Here is a 17,695-nt window from a genome sequence, read left to right on the forward strand (position 1 = left end):
TCGGGTGGTGTGGGGCGTCAGATCGATCTGTAGGGCATCGCCATCAGGCTTGATCGTGACGACAGAAAAGCCCTCCCAAAAAGGAAGGAAAGTATTAATATCGTGCATAAGAACGCCGGTTTTTTAGATGTGTTTGCTCGCACGAACATCATCAATCAAATCGGCGTTCTTGTTTCTGTGTTTCCCGGAATTCCGTGAAGAACCTTTTTATTGGACGCGAAGCCTGATTACTTCTTCAGACCATAATGCTCGTCGAGCATGCCAGGCGCGTTAGGCGTCTTTGGCGCGTAGTCCCGTGGCGGTTCCTGGTCGCGCGGCGGCGTCAGGCGTTCCCGTGGAGCCTGCACCGAGTCGGAGTGCAGCGCGGCCAGCAGGCGTTGGCGGGTCAGCTCGTCCAGGGCCAGGCGGTTGGCGCCCTCGGCGAGATGGTCCTGCACTTCCTGATAGCTTTGAGTGAGTTTTTTCACCAGGGTGGCGGTGCTGTTGAAGTGGGTGACCACTTCGTTCTGATAGCTGTCAAAACGTTCCTGAATATCATCCAGCTGACGTTGCGTGCGGTTAGGCGCGGCATTCGGCAGCAGGCGAGCGACCAGAAATCCAATGGCGACACCCGCGATCAGGGCAAGAGTCGGCAACAACCAAACTAAGAGCGAGTGTTCCACGAGTCCTTCCTCTATAAACGGCTTTGCTTTACGTTAACGGCTCGAACCTGCGCTGTATACCGCGATTCACTCGCAATAGATTGGCACAGACAATTTGCTAGACGAGTCGACCCGATTCGAGGTCACGGAGTTCCTTCCTTGCTTATGCGTGAAACCCCCGTAGTGATTGCCGGCCCGGTCGGCCAACTGGAAGCCCTGTATCTGGATGTCGCCGACGCCCGTGGCGTGGCGTTGATCTGCCATCCGAACCCGGTGCAGGGCGGCACCATGCTCAACAAGGTGGTCTCGACCCTGCAACGTACGGCGCGCGATGCTGGCCTGATCACCTTGCGTTTCAACTACCGTGGCGTCGGCGCCAGCGAAGGCAGCCACGACATGGGCAGCGGTGAAGTCGACGACGCGCAGGCGGCTGCCGAATGGCTGCGGGCCAGGCACCCGGATCTGCCGATGACCCTGCTCGGTTTCTCCTTCGGCGGCTTCGTCGCCGCCAGCCTCGGCGGGCGCCTGGAAGCCCGCGGCGAACAGCTCAAGCACCTGTTCATGGTCGCCGCTGCGGTGATGCGTCTGCGCGACAGCGACCTGCTGCCGCAGAATTGCCCGCTGACCCTGATCCAGCCGGAAACCGACGAAGTGGTCGACCCGCAACTGGTCTACGACTGGTCCGACGCGCTTGAGCGCCCCCATGAGCTGCTGAAAGTGGCAGAATGCGGACACTTTTTTCATGGCAAGCTCACCGATCTCAAGGATCTGGTGCTGCCACGACTCTCGAATTGATTGCAGTCTGATAAGCGATTACCCATGACTACTCGTACGCGCATCCTCACCGGCATCACCACCACCGGCACGCCGCACCTGGGCAACTACGCCGGCGCCATCCGCCCGGCGATCCTCGCCAGCCGCGACAGCAATGCCGATTCGTTCTACTTCCTGGCCGACTATCACGCCCTGATCAAGTGCGACGACCCGCTGCGTATCCAGCGCTCGCGCCTGGAAATCGCCGCGACCTGGCTGGCCGGTGGCCTGGATGTGGAGCGCGTGACTTTCTATCGCCAGTCGGACATCCCGGAAATCCCGGAGCTGACCTGGTTGCTGACCTGCGTGGCGGCCAAGGGCCTGCTCAACCGCGCCCACGCCTACAAGGCTTCGGTGGATAAAAACGTCGAAACCGGTGAAGACCCGGATGCCGGCATCACCATGGGCCTGTACAGCTACCCGGTGCTGATGGCCGCGGACATCCTGATGTTCAACGCGCACAAGGTGCCGGTCGGTCGCGACCAGATCCAGCACGTGGAAATGGCCCGTGACATCGGCCAGCGCTTCAACCACCTGTTCGGCCAGGGCAAGGAGTTCTTCACCATGCCCGAGGCGCTGATCGAGGAAAGCGTCGCCACCTTGCCGGGCCTCGATGGCCGCAAGATGTCCAAGAGCTACGACAACACCATCCCGTTGTTCAGCAGCGCCAAGGACATGAAGGACGCGATCTCGCGCATCGTCACCGACTCCCGCGCTCCTGGCGAAGCCAAGGACCCGGATAACGCGCACCTGTTCACTCTGTTCCAGGCATTTGCGACACAGGCCCAGGCTGACGAATTCCGCAACGAACTGCTGCAGGGCCTGGGTTGGGGCGAGGCGAAGAATCGTCTGTTCCAGCTGCTGGACAACCAGCTGGGCGAAGCGCGCGAGCGTTATCACCAGTTGATCGAACGCCCTTCGGACCTGGAAGACATCCTCCAGGCCGGCGCCAAGAAAGCCCGCGCCGTGGCCACCCCGTTCCTCAACGAACTGCGTGAGGCCGTGGGCCTGCGTTCGTTCGTCAACCAGGTGCAAGTGGCGGCGACCACCAAGAAGAAAGCGGCCAAGGCCGCGCGCTTCGTCAGCTTCCGTGAAGACGACGGCAGCTTCCGTTTCCGCCTGCTGGCCGCCGATGGCGAGCAGCTGTTGCTGTCGCGCAACTTCGCCGACGGCAAGACTGCGGGTGCCGTGACCAAGCAACTGCAAGCCGGCCAGGCTCTGGATCTGCGCAGCGAAGCGCTGAGTTTCAGCGTCTGGCTGGAAGGTGAGTGCGTGGCCGACAGCCCGGCCTTTGCCGACGCGGCGGCCCGCGATGCGGCGATCGATGCACTGCGTGTCGCCCTGACGCCTGTGCAGGACTAACCGCAATCTCCCGACCAAGGGCTGATTGCCATTCTCAAGGGCCGTCGCTACAGTGACGGCCCGTTTTTGTTGCCTTGCTAACGAATTATGACGCCCCTAGAACGATACCAAGCTGATCTGAAACGCCCGGAGTTCTTCCACGACGCTGCGCAGGAAACCGCCGTGCGTCATTTGCAGCGCCTGTACGACGATCTGATCGCCGCGTCGAACAACAAGCCGGGCCTGCTGGGCAAGCTGTTTGGCAAGAAAGACCAGGTGCCGGTCAAGGGCCTGTACTTCTGGGGCGGGGTAGGGCGTGGCAAGACGTATCTGGTCGATACCTTCTTTGAAGCCCTGCCGTTCAAGCAGAAGGTCCGTACTCACTTCCACCGCTTCATGAAGCGTGTGCACGAAGAGATGAAGACCCTGGGCGGCGAGAAGAACCCGCTGACCATCATCGCCAAGCGTTTCGCCGATGAGGCCCGGGTGATCTGCTTCGACGAATTTTTCGTCTCCGACATTACCGACGCCATGATCCTCGGCACGCTGATGGAAGAGTTGTTCAAGAACGGCGTGACCCTGGTGGCCACCTCGAACATCGTGCCGGACGGTCTGTACAAGGATGGCCTGCAACGGGCGCGCTTCCTGCCGGCCATTGCCCTGATCAAGCAGCACACCGAAATCGTCAACGTCGACAGCGGTGTCGACTACCGTCTGCGTCATCTGGAGCAGGCCGAACTGTTCCACTTCCCGCTGGATGAAGCGGCCCACGAAAGCCTGCGCAAGAGCTTCCGCGCGCTGACGCCGGAATGCACCCAGGCGGTGGAAAACGATGTGCTGATCGTCGAGAACCGCGAAATCCGCGCCCTGCGTACCTGTGATGATGTGGCCTGGTTCGACTTCCGCGAACTGTGCGACGGTCCGCGCAGCCAGAACGACTACATCGAACTGGGCAAGATCTTCCACGCCGTGTTGGTCAGCGGTGTCGAGCAGATGAGCGTCGCCACCGACGACATCGCCCGTCGCTTCATCAACATGGTCGACGAGTTCTATGACCGTAACGTCAAGCTGATCATTTCCGCCGAAGTCGAGCTCAAGGACCTGTACACCGGCGGTCGCCTGACCTTCGAGTTCCAGCGCACCCTCAGCCGTCTGCTGGAAATGCAGTCCCACGAGTTCCTCTCGCGGGCGCACAAGCCTTAACGGTTGTCCGGATAAAAGAAGGGCCTGCATTGCAGGCCCTTTTTCATTTACGCGGCTTGTTGGTGAAACTGCTGCCGGTACTGGTTCGGCGACAGCTCGGTGTGCTGGCGGAACAGGCGGGCGAAGAAGCTCGCATCGTCATAGCCAACCTCGTAGCTGATGGTCTTGATGCTCTTGCGCGTTCCCGAGAGCAGGCCCTTGGCGGTTTCGATACGCAGGCGTTGCAGGTAATGCAGGGGCTTGTCGCCGGTGGCGGTCTGGAAGCGCCGCATGAAATTGCGAATGCTCATGCCATGTTCCCGGGCCACGTCCTCGAAGCGGAACTTGTCGGCGAAGTGCTCTTCGAGCCAGTGCTGGATCTGCAGGATGATCACGTCCTGGTGCAGCTTCTGGCCGCCGAAGCCAATACGCCCCGGGGAATAGCTGCGCTGCACTTCATAGAGAATGTCGCGGGCCACGGCCTGGGCGACGTTGGCGCCGCAGAAGCGCTCGATCAGGTAGATGTACAGGTCGCAGGCCGAGGTGGTGCCGCCGGCGCAATACAGGTTGTCGGCGTCGGTCAGGTGCTTGTCCTGATTGAGCTGGACCTTGGGGAAGCGCTCGCTGAAGGCATTGAAGAAGCGCCAGTAAGTGGTGGCTTCCTTGCCGTCGAGCAGCCCGGCCTCGGCCAGCCAGAACACCCCGGTGGCCTCTCCGCAGAGCACCGCGCCGCGGGCATGTTGCTGGCGCAGCCAGGGCAGGATCTGGGGATAACGTTGGCAGAGGGTTTCGAAATCGTCCCAGAACGCCGGGAGGATGATCACGTCGGTATCTTCCAGGGCGCCGTCCACCGGGAGCATCACGTTGCTGAAACTGCACACCGGTTTGCCATCGGGGCTGACCAGGCGGGTTTCGAATGCCGGGGTCAGGCCCTGGCCCAGCTGCTTGCCATAGCGCAGGCTGGCCAGATGGAAGAAATCCTTGGCTTGCATGAGGGTGGAGGCGAAAACCCGGTCGATGGCCAGGATGCTGACGCGCCGCAAGGGCGTGGAGGTTTGGTTAGACATAATTCAATTGTTCTTATAGGGGAAAGTGGTCACCAGACGGCTGGATCGTCTTATTTTTTGTCGGATGTGTCCAGTGTCCTGTGTCGTACGCGTGGGCTTAGGCTCTGTGGGCCAATCCCGGCTAACAATAACGACAGGCGGCCCCATGATCCCCAGAACCTTGTTCAGTTCCGAGCACGAACTCTTTCGTGACAGCGTGCGTACCTTCCTGGAAAAGGAGGCCGTGCCGTTCCATGGGCAATGGGAAAAACAGGGCTACATCGACCGCGCCTTGTGGAACAAGGCCGGTGAGGCGGGCATGCTCTGTTCCCATCTCCCCGAGGAGTACGGCGGGCTGGGGGCTGACTTCCTCTATAGCGCGGGGGTGATCGAGGAAGTGGGGCGTCTCGGCCTGACCGGCATCGGCTTCTCCCTGCATTCCGACATCGTCGCGCCCTACATCCTGCATTACGGCAGCGAGGCGCTGAAACACAAGTACCTGCCGAAACTGGTATCTGGCGAGATGGTCACGGCCATTGCCATGACCGAGCCGGGCGCTGGTTCCGACCTGCAAGGGGTCAAGACCACCGCGGTGCTGGACGGTGACGACTATGTGATCAACGGCTCGAAGACTTTTATTACCAACGGCTATCTGGCCGATCTGGTGATTGTCGTGGCCAAGACCGATCCCAAGGCCGGCGCCAAGGGCACCAGCCTGTTCCTGGTGGAGGCGGATACGCCCGGTTTCTCCAAGGGCAAGCGCCTGGAAAAGGTCGGCATGAAGGCCCAGGACACGTCGGAGCTGTTCTTCCAGGATGTTCGCGTACCCAAGGAAAACCTGCTGGGGCAGGCCGGCGCGGGCTTTGCCTATCTGATGCAGGAGCTGCCCCAGGAGCGCCTGACGGTGGCTGTGGGTGGCCTGGCGTCAGCCGAGGCGGCATTGCAGTGGACCCTGGAATACACCCGCGAGCGCAAGGCCTTCGGCAAATCGATCGCCGATTTCCAGAACACCCGCTTCAAGCTGGCGGAAATGGCCACCGAGATTCAGATCGGTCGGGTGTTCGTCGACCGCTGCCTGGAATTGCACCTGCAAGGCAAGCTCGACGTACCGACCGCCGCCATGGCCAAGTACTGGGGCACGGACCTGCAGTGCAAGGTGCTCGACGAGTGCGTGCAGTTGCATGGCGGCTACGGCTTCATGTGGGAATACCCGGTGGCCCGGGCCTGGGCGGATGCGCGAGTGCAGCGGATCTATGCCGGGACCAATGAGATCATGAAGGAGATCATCGCGCGTTCCCTGTAGCGCGTTGTCTCCTGCGTAGAGGCGAGCTTGGCGGGCCAGCTCGCTTCTAGGCGGGAGGGCAGGTTACGGCGCCGGGTTCGGGTGGTCCTTGTGGATCGCCTCGATGCCGGCCAGCACCTCATTCGACAGCTTCAACTCAAGACTGGCGATGTTGCTGTCCAGTTGCTCAAGGGTGGTCGCGCCGATGATGTTGCTGGTGACGAACGGTTGCTGGGTGACGAATGCCAGAGCCATTTGCGCCGGGTCCAGGCCGTGTTCGCGGGCCAGGGCGACATAACGGCTGCAGGCCGCTTCCGATTGCGGGTTGAAGTAGCGACTGAAGCGGCTGTACAGGCTCAGGCGGCCTTTGGCCGGGCGCGCGCCGCCTTCGTATTTGCCGGAGAGGAAGCCGAACGCCAGGGGCGAATAGGCCAGCAATCCACATTGTTCGCGAATGGCGATTTCCGCCAGGCCCACTTCAAAGCTGCGGTTGAGCAGGTTGTACGGGTTCTGGATCGATACCGCCCGTGGCCAGCCGCGGCTCTCGGCCAGGGCCAGGAACTTCATGGTGCCCCAGGGCGTTTCGTTGGACAGGCCGATGTGACGGATCTTGCCGGCCTTGACCTGTTCGTCCAGGGCTTCGAGGGTTTCCTCCAGCGGGGTAAAGTCTTCTTCCTTGTGCTTGTAGCCCAGCTGGCCGAAGAAGTTGGTGCTGCGCTCCGGCCAATGTAGCTGGTAGAGGTCGATCCAGTCGGTCTGCAGGCGCTCGAGGCTGGCGTCCACGGCTTGGACTATGTGCTTGCGGTTGTGTTTGAGCTGCTTGTCGCGGATGTAGTCGATGGTATTGCCGGGGCCGGCGATCTTGCTGGCGAGGATCCAGTCGCCGCGATCGCCGCGAGCCTTGAACCAGTTACCGATGTAGCGCTCGGTGGTGGCATAGGTTTCGGCCTTTGGCGGCACCGGGTACATCTCGGCGGTGTCGATGAAATTGATCCCCGCAGCCTTGGCCCGTTCGATCTGGGCGAAGGCCTCGGACTCGCTGTTTTGCTCGCCCCAGGTCATGGTTCCCAGGCAGATTGCACTCACGTTCAGGTCGGTCCGGCCTAGCTGGCGATAGTCCATCGGGTGCTCCTTCGGCAAAACAATCATAAAAGCAGGTTGAATTTTTTTTCGCAATCTGCATAATTCCGCAGCTCTTTCTGCAGTGGAAGTGATGCGCCGCCTGCCGAAGAATCTTGCCGTATAACGGACGCGCTGACCCGAGCCCCCGATAGCGTCTGTATCCGGCTGCCTTTGACTTGTCAAAGTACGCACTATTCAGTAAGATCCGCCGTCTAATTTACAGGGCGGCCCCTGAGGCTATAAAGAATGAAAACTTTTACTGCTAAACCGGAAACAGTTAAGCGCGACTGGTTTGTCGTCGACGCTGCTGGTCAGACCCTGGGTCGTCTGGCCACCGAAATCGCGAGCCGTCTGCGTGGCAAGCACAAGCCTGAGTACACCCCTCACGTCGACACCGGTGACTACATCGTCGTGATCAACGCTGAGCAAGTACGTGTTACTGGCGCTAAAACCACTGACAAAATGTACTACTCCCACTCCGGTTTCCCGGGCGGCATCAAGTCGATCAACTTTGAAAAGCTGATCGCCAAGGCCCCTGAGCGCGTGATCGAGACCGCGGTAAAAGGCATGCTGCCTAAGAACCCGCTGGGTCGCGACATGTACCGTAAGCTGAAAGTCTATGCGGGCGCTGCACACCCTCATACTGCTCAGCAGCCCCAAGAACTGAAGATTTAACGGAATAGTTCATTATGTCGGCGACTCAAAATTACGGCACTGGCCGTCGCAAGACTGCAACCGCACGCGTTTTCCTGCGTCCGGGTACTGGTAACATCTCCATCAACAACCGCTCCCTGGATAACTTCTTCGGCCGCGAAACTGCCCGCATGGTAGTTCGTCAGCCGCTGGAACTGACCGAGACCGTCGAGAAGTTCGACATCTACGTCACCGTTATCGGCGGTGGTGTGAGTGGCCAAGCTGGCGCAATCCGCCACGGCATCACTCGCGCTCTGATGGATTACGACGAAACTCTGCGCAGCGCTCTGCGTAAAGCCGGTTTCGTAACCCGTGACGCACGTGAAGTTGAACGTAAGAAAGTTGGTCTGCGTAAAGCGCGTAAGCGTCCGCAGTACTCGAAGCGTTAATTCGCTTTCGCGTTCAAAAGAACGCCCAGTCTCCTCGCGGAGCTGGGCGTTTTTTTATGGGTGACTATTTTACAGTGTGACAACTTGCCACATCTGCAGAGCCCCTATACTACAGGGCTTGGGGCAGGGCCAAGTTGGTAATTACCTTGTCAGAGTAGGGGCTTTTCATTACCATTCGGCAAAATTTTTATAAGTTCAGATTTTTACTTAGTAGATGCCTGATTTAACAGGCCACAAAGCTGATGGGAGAGGACTGAATGAGCAATGACGGCGTGAATGCAGGCCGGCGTCGCTTCCTTGTAGCAGCCACATCCGTGGTGGGTGCTGCAGGAGCGGTGGGGGCTGCGGTCCCGTTCGTGGGGTCATGGTTTCCCAGTGCCAAGGCGAAAGCCGCAGGGGCACCGGTGAAAGTGAATATCAGCAAGATCGACCCAGGTCAGCAGATGATTGCTGAGTGGCGTGGTCAGCCGGTATTCATCGTCCGCCGTACACAGGAAATCCTGGGGAATCTCAAAAAGATCGAGGGTCAACTTTCCGACCCCGACTCCAAGAACTCTGTTCAACCAACCTACGTCGACCCGGAAGTGCGTTCGATCAAGCCAGAGATTCTGCTGCTGATCGGTATCTGCACCCACTTGGGTTGCTCGCCGACATTCCGCCCTGAAGTGGCGCCTGCAGATCTGGGCAAGGATTGGGTAGGCGGCTATTTCTGCCCTTGCCACGGTTCCCACTACGATCTGGCTGGCCGCGTCTACAAGTCGCAACCCGCGCCTTTGAACCTGCCAGTACCCCCGCATTCCTATGAGTCGGACGACCTTATTGTCATCGGCGTCGATACGGAGAAAGCGTGATGAGCAAGTTCATGGATTGGGTTGATGCGCGCTTCCCCGCGACCAAAATGTGGGAAGACCATCTCAGCAAGTATTACGCCCCGAAGAACTTCAACTTCTTCTATTTCTTTGGTTCCCTGGCTCTGCTGGTTCTGGTTAACCAGATCGTCACCGGTGTCTGGCTGACCATGAGCTACACCCCGTCGGCAGAAGAAGCTTTCGCTTCCGTCGAATACATCATGCGCGACGTCGAGTACGGCTCGATCCTGCGTCTGCTGCACTCCACCGGCGCTTCGGCGTTCTTCATCGTGGTCTATCTGCACATGTTCCGTGGCCTGCTCTACGGTTCCTACCAGAAGCCGCGTGAGTTGGTGTGGCTGTTCGGCATGCTGATCTACCTGGCGCTGATGGCCGAGGCCTTCATGGGCTACCTGCTGCCTTGGGGGCAAATGTCCTACTGGGGCGCCCAGGTGATTATCTCGCTGTTTGGTGCGATCCCGGTCATCGGTAACGACCTGACCCAGTGGATTCGTGGTGACTACCTGATTTCCGGCATCACCCTGAACCGCTTCTTCGCCTTGCACGTTGTGGCCCTGCCGATCGTGATTCTTGGTCTGGTGGTGCTGCACATCCTGGCGCTGCACGAAGTGGGTTCGAACAACCCGGATGGCGTGGACATCAAGAAGCACAAAGACGAAAACGGCGTACCGCTGGATGGCATCGCGTTCCATCCGTACTACACCGTGAAAGACATCGTCGGTGTGGTGGTGTTCCTGTTCATCTTCTGTTCGATCGTGTTCTTCTTCCCGGAAATGGGTGGTTATTTCCTCGAGAAGCCGAACTTCGAGCAGGCCAACCCGTTCAAGACGCCTGAGCATATCGCCCCGGTTTGGTACTTCACCCCGTTCTACGCGATTCTGCGTGCGGTTCCGGACAAGCTCTTGGGTGTGATTGCGATGGGTGCGGCGATCGCTGTGCTGTTCGTGCTGCCATGGCTTGACCGCAGCCCGGTCAAATCCATGCGCTACAAGGGTTGGCTGAGCAAGATCTGGCTGGTGGTGTTCTGCATCTCGTTCGTGATCCTGGGGATCCTGGGCGTCCTGGCACCGACTCCAGGTCGTACGCTGCTGTCGCAGGTATGTACCTTCCTGTACTTCGCCTACTTCATTCTGATGCCGTTCTACACCAGGCTCGAGAAGACCAAACCGGTTCCGGAAAGGGTGACTGGCTGATGAAAAAGCTATTTGCTGTACTGATTCTTGCTGCTATGCCTGTACTGTCCTTCGCGGCCGCACAAGGTGGTCCCGAGCTGGAAAAAGTCGACATCGACGTCTCCGACAAGGCCGCCATGCAGGATGGCGCGCGGACATTCGCCAACTACTGCATGGGCTGCCACAGCGCCAAGTTCCAGCGCTATGAGCGCGTTGCCGACGATCTGGGGATTCCTCACGATCTGATGATGAGCAAGCTGGTGTTCACCGGTGCAAAAATCGGCGATCACATGAACATCGGCATGCAGCCGGCTGACGCCAAGACCTGGTTCGGTGCGGCTCCGCCCGACCTGACCCTGGTGGCTCGTGTGCGTGGTACCGACTGGCTCTATGGCTACCTGCGTTCCTTCTACGAAGACCCTGCGCGCCCATGGGGCGTGAACAACAAGGTCTTCCCGAACGTGGGCATGCCTAACGTTCTGGTCGGCCTGCAAGGCCGCCAGGTTGTGGGTTGCAAGCAGGTTCAGATCGTCGAAGACGGCAAGAAGCAATACGATCCGCTGACCGGCACCGCTTTGACCCATGAAGCCTGCGACCAGCTGACCGTGCTGCCAAAAACCGGCGCGCTCAACGAAGAGCAGTTCAACGAGAAGGTCAAGAACCTGGTGACCTTCCTGGCCTACTCGGCCAACCCGGTCAAGCTGGAGCATCAACGTATCGGCACCTATGTGTTACTGTATCTGGCCTTCTTCTTCGTGTTCGCCTATCTGCTCAAGCGCGAATACTGGAAAGACGTTCATTGATAAAGCTGTAATTCATTGCTGTTAATCGTGCGCGCCCAAGGGCGTCTCTGAAGGTGTAACGAGTCTGGATCATCCAGGCGTTACGGGAGGCGCCCTCTGGGCGCGCTCGTTTTTCTGCTTCCGATAATTTCAACAAGCGAGGAGGACCGCCATGGGCGTGACCAATCGGTTGGCCTGTTACTCCGACCCCGCCGACCACTATTCCCACCGGGTACGTATCGTGCTCGCAGAGAAGGGTGTCAGCGCCGAGATCATCAGTGTGGAGGCGGGGCGTCAGCCGCCGAAGCTGATCGAAGTGAACCCTTACGGCAGTCTGCCCACCCTGGTCGATCGTGACCTGGCGTTGTGGGAGTCGACCGTGGTGATGGAATATCTGGATGAGCGTTACCCGCACCCGCCACTACTGCCGGTTTACCCTGTGGCGCGTGCCAATAGCCGTCTGCTGATCCATCGGATCCAGCGTGACTGGTGTGGGCTGGTGGACCTGATCCTGGATTCCCGGACCAAGGAAGCGGCTCGGGCTCAGGCGCGTAAAGAGCTGCGTGAGAGCCTGACCGGGGTTTCGCCGCTGTTCGCGGAGAAGCCGTTTTTCCTCAGTGAGGAACAAAGTCTGGTGGATTGCTGCCTATTACCAATACTCTGGAGATTACCGATTCTGGGTATTGAATTGCCACGGCAAGCCAAGCCGTTGCTTGATTATATGGAGCGCCAGTTCGCCCGTGAGACGTTCCAGGCAAGTCTGTCTGGCGTCGAACGCGACATGCGCTAAGGCTTAAGGAGCCGCTATGAACTCCAGTCGACCTTATCTGGTCCGCGCGCTCTACGAGTGGATTGTGGACAACGATTGCACTCCGCATATGCTGGTCAATTCCGAATACCCGGCGGTGCAGGTGCCTCAGGGTTTCGCCAGTGACGGACAGATCGTCCTGAATATTTCGCCGAGTGCCGTGCGCCATCTGCACATGGATAACGAGGTGGTGACTTTCGAGGGGCGCTTCGGTGGTGTCCCGCATAGCTTGTACGTCCCTGTGCCGGCGATCCTGGGCATTTACGCCCGGGAGAATGGTCAGGGTATGGTGTTCGATCTGGAGTCGCCCGTGGATGACGAGGACGATGAAATCGAGCCGGATGATGATATCCCGCCACCGGATAACGAGCCGCCGCGTCCAAGCGGCCGACCCAGTCTGAAGGTCGTGAAGTAATAAAAAAGGCGATCCATCCGGATCGCCTTTTTTGTGCCTGTACCTTTCGCCTACATCAGTCGATGTACTCGAACAGTTTGACGATTTTCTGCACGCCGGAAACGCCCTGTACCAGGTTGGTCGCCTGGGTGGCTTCCTGTTGGGTCAGCAGGCCCATCAGGTAGACGATGCCGTTCTCCGTCACGACCTTGATGCGCGAGCCTGGAATGCTGGCGTCGGTCAGCATCTGGGTCTTGATCTTGGTGGTCAGCCAGGCATCGTTCTGCCGGGCCAGCAGGGAAGAGGGCGGCAGAACCTGCAGTTCGTTGTGGACCTTCTTCACCCGCTGCACGGCGCTGGCGGCCTGCTCGGCGAGAGTCTTGAGGTCGGCCCGCGGGGTCTGGCCGGCCAGCAGGACGATGCCGTTGAAGCTGGTCACCACGATGTGTGAATTGTGGTCCAGGTCCGGGCTGGCTTTGGCGACGTTCACTTCGACTTTGGTCTGGATTAATGAGTCATCGATCTTGCTACCGAAGGTGCGGGTGCCGCGGTCATCTTCGATCGGGCTTTCGCGGGTGGCGGTAATCACCGAGCTGCAACCGCTGATGCTCAAGGCTAGGGTCAGGGCCAGTAGGCCAAGGCGATTAGGGGTCATTCTTCACTCCCGAACAGTTGGCTGTCGATCAAGTCGCAGAGGCAGTGGATCGCCAGCAGGTGGACTTCCTGGATGCGTGCAGTGACGTTGGCCGGTACGCGAATCTCGACATCTTCCGGCAATAGCAGGGATGCCATGCCGCCGCCATCGCGACCGGTCAATGCTACGACAATCATTTCGCGATCATGTGCGGCCTGGATCGCTTGAATAATGTTCGCTGAGTTGCCGCTGGTGGAAATCGCCAGCAGGACGTCGCCGGGCTGGCCCAAGGCGCGAATCTGCTTGGAAAAGACTTCGTTGTAGCTGTAGTCGTTGGCGATCGAGGTGATCGTCGAGCTGTCGGTGGTCAGCGCAATGGCTGGCAGGCTCGGGCGCTCGCGCTCGAAACGGTTGAGCAGCTCGGAAGAAAAGTGCTGGGCATCGCCGGCCGAGCCGCCGTTGCCGCAGGAAAGCATTTTCCCTTCGTTGAGCAGGGCGTTGACCATGACCTGGCTGGCTTGCTCGATGTGCGGTGCAAGTACGTCCATCGCCTGTTGCTTGGTGTCGATACTGGCCTGAAAAAGCTGGCGAATTCGGGATTGCATGTCCATCTGTGTGACCTTAAGTAGCGCGGCTTTCTGGCACATGAATGTGCTGCCCGCAAAGCAAAGAGCAAAAATGTTGAGTGAAAATGTCCGGCTCGGCCCGAGAGCGTCGATCAGCTTTCAAAGGCATTCCGTAGCCAGTTCAAATGAGTTGTCGTGCCTGGGGCGCTGTCTATGGCGACCACATCGAAACGGCAAGGGTGGTTGGACCAGCGCGACTCGCGCTGCAGGAAAAACTGTGCGGCGAGTATCAGTTTCTGACGCTTGCGTGCGTCGATACTGCCCAGTGCGCCACCCCATTGCGTGTGTTGTCTGTAGCGGACTTCGACGAATACTACTGTATCGCCGTCAAGCATGACCAGATCAAGCTCGCCGCGTTTGCACAACCAGTTCTGCGCCAGCAGGCGCAGCCCCTGTTGTTCAAGATGCCGGAGCGCTTGGGCTTCGGCATCCTGACCGCTTTGCTGGCGTGATCGTTGTGGCATTAACGCTGGGTGTCGGGCAGGCGAGTGATCTGGCCGCTGACGAACTCGGCCCATGGCAACTGGCGTTGAACGCGCTGGCTCGGGCTCATGGTCAGGCTGCCCGACAGGCCTTCGATGCGGCTGTCCGGCAGCGCCTTGAGTTGCCCCAGGCGTGGCGCCAGTCGGTAGGCGTCGGCACCCATCGCATACAGTCGGCCCAGGCTGCCACCGGCTTGTGGCCACTGCGCGGCGACCTGACGACGCAGCGGGTCATTGGCGTCCAGCAGCCAAGGCGTTTCGCAGAAGCGTACGCCATTCATGTCGTTGTACTGGTTCTGGTCGCCGTTGGCGCTGAAAACGTGGGAGGTGGCATAGACAGGTACATCGCCAGCGTACTGAAAGTTCAGGGTCGGCTTGATCTGTTGTGCCTGTTGCGGTGTGGACGCGAGGAAAATGAACTCGATGTCTTGTCGGCGCGAAGGTTGTGCGGCCACCTGGGTGCCGGCGGCGTTCTGCAGGCTCTTGGCGCGAGCTTCGCTCTGGCGCAGTTGGAACAGGTCGGCAATCTGCTGGGCCAGGGCCACCGGCTGATCGACGCGTTCGATACCGACCACGCTACCGCCGTTGCTTTCCCAGTCCTGACGGAAAGCCTTGAGCACACGATCACCCCATTCGCCACGTGGCACCAGGACAGCGGCGCGGTGCAGGCCGTCGGCGCGAGCGCGACGGGAGACTTCGCGAGCTTCGTCTTCGGCAGCCAGGCCGAACTGGAACAGTTGCGCCGGGCCTTGCTCGCCTTCGCTGTAGTTCAGCGCCAGGGTGGTGATAGGCAGTTGCGGGCGTGCGGCGAGCTGTTTGACCAGCGGTTTTTCTAGGGGGCCGACGACCAGTTGCACGCCATCTGCCTGGGCCTTGCGGTAGAAGTCATCCAGCGAAGTCAGGCGCGAGCTGTCGTAGAGCTCGATGCTGGGTGGTTTCTGTCCGGCTTGCTGGGCCTGATAGTGTGCGGCCATGAAACCGTCGCGCAGGGCCTTGGAGACCGCAGCCAGCGGGCCGTCCTGCGGCAACAGCAGGGCGATTTTGGACAGCGGCTGGCTGGCCAGCTCCTTGAGTTTGGTCAGTGGCAGCGGCAGTTGAATGGCGGCCGGATGCTTGGGGTTCTGTGTGCGCCAGTTGTCGATGGCGGCCTGTTGTTGTTCCAGGGTACCGGCAGTCTTCACTGCCAATGCCAGGCTCATCCAGCCGCCGAGGTCGTCGTTGCTGACGGCTTGCAGTTGATCGGTCGGCAAGCTGGCAATCAATGCCCAGATGGCTTCATGGTTCTTGCTCGCGGCGTCGTCCTTGAGCAATGGTGCAATGAAGATGCGCTCCCGTGCTGCGGCGAGAGCCTGGCCGTCGGCCTCGAGTGCGCGAGCATGGATGGTGCCGGTGCGGATCTGCTGCTCTTCCGGCAGTTCGCTCAGGCGTTGCAGGCTCGGGTGGCTCAGGGCAGTCAGGGCCGCCTTTGGCTGGTTGCGAGTCATGGCCAGTTCGGCCGCCAGGGTGCTGGCGAAAACCTGCTGGCCGGGCTTGAGTTGCTCCATTGGCACTTGTTGCAGGATTTGCGCGGCCTGGCCGGCGTTGCCCTGGCGATAGGCCAGGTCGGCAGCGCTCAAGCGCAGCAGGGCTGCCTTGTCGGGTGTTTTGCTGTTGGCGGCCTGTTCGAGCAGTTGCTCGATGCTGGCATCCGGGGTCCGTGGAAGTTCGCCAAGGCTGGAGGAGGGCGAGCTGGCGCAAGCTGCCAGGAGGGCAGCAAGGCATAAGGCAGAGAACAGCCGCAGGCAAGCGATCATGTAAGTGTTCCTGATACTCGATCAAATTAGCGTGGAATTGTACCCAAGCACTGGCCGGGGCGCGATCTTACTGGCAATAAACCGTCTATTTTAGGTCGTGCAAATGTTGCAGCGCTTTAGAATGGCCGGTGTTGTCGCAGGTGCGAGGTGCCTGCGGCACGCATTCCGAAGGCATCTACGCGCTACAATGTCGGTTTTACCGATCAAGAGGTGTGCGCTTTGACTGCTCCAGGTCCTTTGAATTCCGCTGCTGGCTCGCTTTATGTGGTGGCGACGCCCATCGGCAACCTGGACGACATCAGTGCCCGGGCCTTGAAGATCTTGCGTGAGGTGGCGTTGATCGCCGCCGAGGACACGCGTCACTCGCAGCGCTTGATGCAGCACTTCGGGATTTCCACGCCGCTGGCCGCCTGCCATGAACATAACGAGCGGGATGAAGGCAGCCGCTTTCTGACCCGTCTGTTGGCGGGAGACAGCGTTGCGCTGATTTCTGACGCGGGCACGCCGTTGATCTCCGATCCGGGTTACCACTTGGTGCGTCAGGCGCGGGCGGCGGGAATCAATGTCGTTCCTGTTCCTGGGGCTTGCGCTCTGATTGCGGCCTTGTCGGCGGCGGGGCTGCCTTCCGATCGTTTTATCTTCGAAGGGTTTCTGCCGGCCAAGGCGGTAGGGCGGCGCGGGCGTCTTGAGCTATTAAAGGAAGAGCCGCGCACGCTGATTTTCTATGAGGCGCCACACCGCATTCTCGAGTGCCTGCAGGATATGGAGCTGGTGTTTGGTGGCGAGCGTCCGGCATTGCTGGCGCGGGAACTGACCAAGACCTTTGAAACCCTCAAGGGCTTGCCGCTTTCGGAGTTGCGCGCTTTCGTCGAGGCGGACAGCAATCAGCAGCGCGGCGAATGCGTGGTGCTGGTGGCGGGGTGGTCGGCGCCGGAGAGCGACGAGGCCGTAAGCGGTGAGGCAATGCGAGTTCTCGATCTGCTGCTCAAGGAGATGCCGCTCAAGCGGGCTGCGGCATTGGCGGCGGAAATTACCGGCGTGCGCAAGAATGTTCTCTATCAGGCGGCGCTGGATAAACAGAAAGGCGAGTAAACGCGATCGGCGGAATGGCAAAAGGCTTTTATCACTTGTTCTTCCGCCGCTCTGCCGTTAACCTGCGCGGCGGAGAGTCGATTGGACAGTCGCTGCCCTCTATGAAAATTAGAGGGGGGAGGAAAGTCCGGGCTCCATAGGGCGGAGTGCCAGGTAATGCCTGGGAGGCGCGAGCCTACGGAAAGTGCCACAGAAAATAACCGCCTAAGCACTTCGGTGCCGGTAAGGGTGAAAAGGTGCGGTAAGAGCGCACCGCACGTCTGGCAACAGTTCGTGGCTAGGTAAACCCCACTCGGAGCAAGACCAAATAGGGTTCCAAGGCGTGGCCCGCGCTGGAACCGGGTAGGTTGCTAAAGATGTCCAGTGATGGCCATCGTAGAGGAATGACTGTCCTCGACAGAACCCGGCTTACAGATCGACTCTCCACCTTTTCCCTCCCTGCTTGAATCAATAGCAGAAGCGCTTTTGTAATACCGAAAAGATCTTACTCTTAACAAATTACTTTAACTTCGCGATACAGCTCCTTGAGCTGAT

At 59.7% G+C, this 17,695-nt stretch carries 19 protein-coding genes and 1 other RNA gene; 13 read left to right on the forward strand and 7 right to left on the reverse strand.

Annotation, left to right across the window (positions count from 1 at the left end):
• Window positions 1-227: 227 nt before the first annotated feature.
• Window positions 228-662: a YhcB family protein gene (locus PVZ80_RS00325; RefSeq protein ID WP_007928428.1), complete on the reverse strand. Its 435-nt coding sequence runs from the start codon at window positions 660-662 to the stop codon at window positions 228-230.
• A gap of 144 nt (window positions 663-806) precedes the next feature.
• Between PVZ80_RS00325 and PVZ80_RS00330 the strand changes: the two genes are divergently transcribed.
• From PVZ80_RS00330 to zapE, 3 genes are all read left to right on the forward strand, one after another.
• The gene (locus PVZ80_RS00330) at window positions 807-1,436 is read left to right on the forward strand and encodes an alpha/beta hydrolase (RefSeq protein WP_016703548.1); all 630 of its coding nucleotides are present in this window, start codon (window positions 807-809) and stop codon (window positions 1,434-1,436) included.
• Between the two features lie 24 nt (window positions 1,437-1,460).
• Window positions 1,461-2,816, forward strand: a complete 1,356-nt coding sequence (locus PVZ80_RS00335; RefSeq protein ID WP_009050731.1) for a tryptophan--tRNA ligase — start codon at window positions 1,461-1,463, stop codon at window positions 2,814-2,816.
• A gap of 87 nt (window positions 2,817-2,903) precedes the next feature.
• On the forward strand, window positions 2,904-3,998 hold the full coding sequence (gene zapE, locus PVZ80_RS00340) for a cell division protein ZapE (RefSeq protein ID WP_007928431.1): 1,095 nt from the start codon (window positions 2,904-2,906) through the stop codon (window positions 3,996-3,998).
• A gap of 47 nt (window positions 3,999-4,045) precedes the next feature.
• On the opposite strand, the gene PVZ80_RS00345 is transcribed toward zapE, so the two are convergent.
• Window positions 4,046-4,945 carry a GlxA family transcriptional regulator gene (locus PVZ80_RS00345; RefSeq protein ID WP_172666974.1) on the reverse strand — a complete coding sequence of 300 codons (900 nt, stop codon included), beginning with the start codon at window positions 4,943-4,945 and terminating at the stop codon, window positions 4,046-4,048.
• Between the two features lie 244 nt (window positions 4,946-5,189).
• On the opposite strand from PVZ80_RS00345, the gene PVZ80_RS00350 reads away from it, so the two are divergent.
• Window positions 5,190-6,326 (forward strand): acyl-CoA dehydrogenase family protein, encoded by a 1,137-nt coding sequence (locus PVZ80_RS00350; protein WP_435307273.1) that lies wholly within the window; start codon window positions 5,190-5,192, stop codon window positions 6,324-6,326.
• A gap of 63 nt (window positions 6,327-6,389) precedes the next feature.
• Here the strand turns inward: PVZ80_RS00350 and PVZ80_RS00355 are convergent, their stop codons facing one another.
• Window positions 6,390-7,427 carry an NADP(H)-dependent aldo-keto reductase gene (locus PVZ80_RS00355; RefSeq protein ID WP_273863297.1) on the reverse strand — a complete coding sequence of 346 codons (1,038 nt, stop codon included), beginning with the start codon at window positions 7,425-7,427 and terminating at the stop codon, window positions 6,390-6,392.
• Window positions 7,428-7,673: 246 nt separating this feature from the next.
• Between PVZ80_RS00355 and rplM the strand changes: the two genes are divergently transcribed.
• The 7 genes from rplM to PVZ80_RS00390 all read left to right on the forward strand — a co-directional run bounded on the left by rplM (window position 7,674) and on the right by PVZ80_RS00390 (window position 12,555).
• Window positions 7,674-8,102, forward strand: a complete 429-nt coding sequence (gene rplM, locus PVZ80_RS00360; RefSeq protein WP_007928449.1) for a 50S ribosomal protein L13 — start codon at window positions 7,674-7,676, stop codon at window positions 8,100-8,102.
• 14 nt (window positions 8,103-8,116) lie between these two features.
• Window positions 8,117-8,509, forward strand: coding sequence for a 30S ribosomal protein S9 (gene rpsI, locus PVZ80_RS00365; protein WP_003228056.1), 393 nt, complete (start codon window positions 8,117-8,119; stop codon window positions 8,507-8,509).
• A gap of 257 nt (window positions 8,510-8,766) precedes the next feature.
• Entirely contained in the window at window positions 8,767-9,360 is a 594-nt protein-coding gene (gene petA, locus PVZ80_RS00370) for a ubiquinol-cytochrome c reductase iron-sulfur subunit (protein ID WP_007928454.1), read from the forward strand.
• Window positions 9,360-10,571: a cytochrome b gene (locus PVZ80_RS00375; protein WP_007928456.1), complete on the forward strand. Its 1,212-nt coding sequence runs from the start codon at window positions 9,360-9,362 to the stop codon at window positions 10,569-10,571. The genes petA and PVZ80_RS00375 overlap by 1 nt, the downstream gene beginning before the upstream one ends.
• The gene (locus PVZ80_RS00380; RefSeq protein ID WP_009050727.1) at window positions 10,571-11,353 is read left to right on the forward strand and encodes a cytochrome c1; all 783 of its coding nucleotides are present in this window, start codon (window positions 10,571-10,573) and stop codon (window positions 11,351-11,353) included. Before PVZ80_RS00375 ends, PVZ80_RS00380 begins: the two co-directional genes overlap by 1 nt.
• A 151-nt stretch (window positions 11,354-11,504) precedes the next feature.
• Window positions 11,505-12,122 carry a glutathione S-transferase N-terminal domain-containing protein gene (locus PVZ80_RS00385; protein ID WP_007928460.1) on the forward strand — a complete coding sequence of 206 codons (618 nt, stop codon included), beginning with the start codon at window positions 11,505-11,507 and terminating at the stop codon, window positions 12,120-12,122.
• A 16-nt stretch (window positions 12,123-12,138) separates the two neighbouring features.
• Window positions 12,139-12,555, forward strand: a complete 417-nt coding sequence (locus PVZ80_RS00390) for a ClpXP protease specificity-enhancing factor (protein WP_007928461.1) — start codon at window positions 12,139-12,141, stop codon at window positions 12,553-12,555.
• A 55-nt stretch (window positions 12,556-12,610) separates the two neighbouring features.
• Here PVZ80_RS00390 and PVZ80_RS00395 read toward each other — a convergent pair whose 3' ends face one another.
• The 4 genes from PVZ80_RS00395 to PVZ80_RS00410 all read right to left on the reverse strand — a co-directional run bounded on the left by PVZ80_RS00395 (window position 12,611) and on the right by PVZ80_RS00410 (window position 16,069).
• The gene (locus tag PVZ80_RS00395; protein ID WP_009050725.1) at window positions 12,611-13,189 is read right to left on the reverse strand and encodes a BON domain-containing protein; all 579 of its coding nucleotides are present in this window, start codon (window positions 13,187-13,189) and stop codon (window positions 12,611-12,613) included.
• A complete protein-coding gene (locus PVZ80_RS00400) occupies window positions 13,186-13,779 on the reverse strand; it encodes a phosphoheptose isomerase (RefSeq protein ID WP_007928463.1) in 594 nt (197 codons plus the stop codon). The genes PVZ80_RS00395 and PVZ80_RS00400 overlap by 4 nt, the downstream gene beginning before the upstream one ends.
• A 107-nt stretch (window positions 13,780-13,886) precedes the next feature.
• A complete protein-coding gene (locus PVZ80_RS00405) occupies window positions 13,887-14,258 on the reverse strand; it encodes a YraN family protein (protein ID WP_007928464.1) in 372 nt (123 codons plus the stop codon).
• Complete coding sequence (locus tag PVZ80_RS00410; protein WP_124340721.1) at window positions 14,258-16,069, reverse strand: penicillin-binding protein activator; 1,812 nt, start codon at window positions 16,067-16,069, stop codon at window positions 14,258-14,260. The genes PVZ80_RS00405 and PVZ80_RS00410 overlap by 1 nt, the downstream gene beginning before the upstream one ends.
• 237 nt (window positions 16,070-16,306) lie before the next feature.
• Here PVZ80_RS00410 and rsmI point away from each other — a divergent pair, with 237 nt between their 5' ends.
• Both rsmI and rnpB read left to right on the forward strand, forming a co-directional pair.
• Window positions 16,307-17,161, forward strand: a complete 855-nt coding sequence (gene rsmI, locus PVZ80_RS00415; protein WP_162096448.1) for a 16S rRNA (cytidine(1402)-2'-O)-methyltransferase — start codon at window positions 16,307-16,309, stop codon at window positions 17,159-17,161.
• A 73-nt stretch (window positions 17,162-17,234) separates the two neighbouring features.
• Window positions 17,235-17,588: RNase P RNA component class A (rnpB, locus tag PVZ80_RS00420), an RNA gene on the forward strand.
• Window positions 17,589-17,695: the final 107 nt, after the last annotated feature.

It is taken from the genome of Pseudomonas sp. B3G-3 (assembly GCF_028640915.1).
Classification (GTDB): Bacteria; Pseudomonadota; Gammaproteobacteria; order Pseudomonadales; family Pseudomonadaceae; genus Aquipseudomonas; species Aquipseudomonas chlororaphis_I.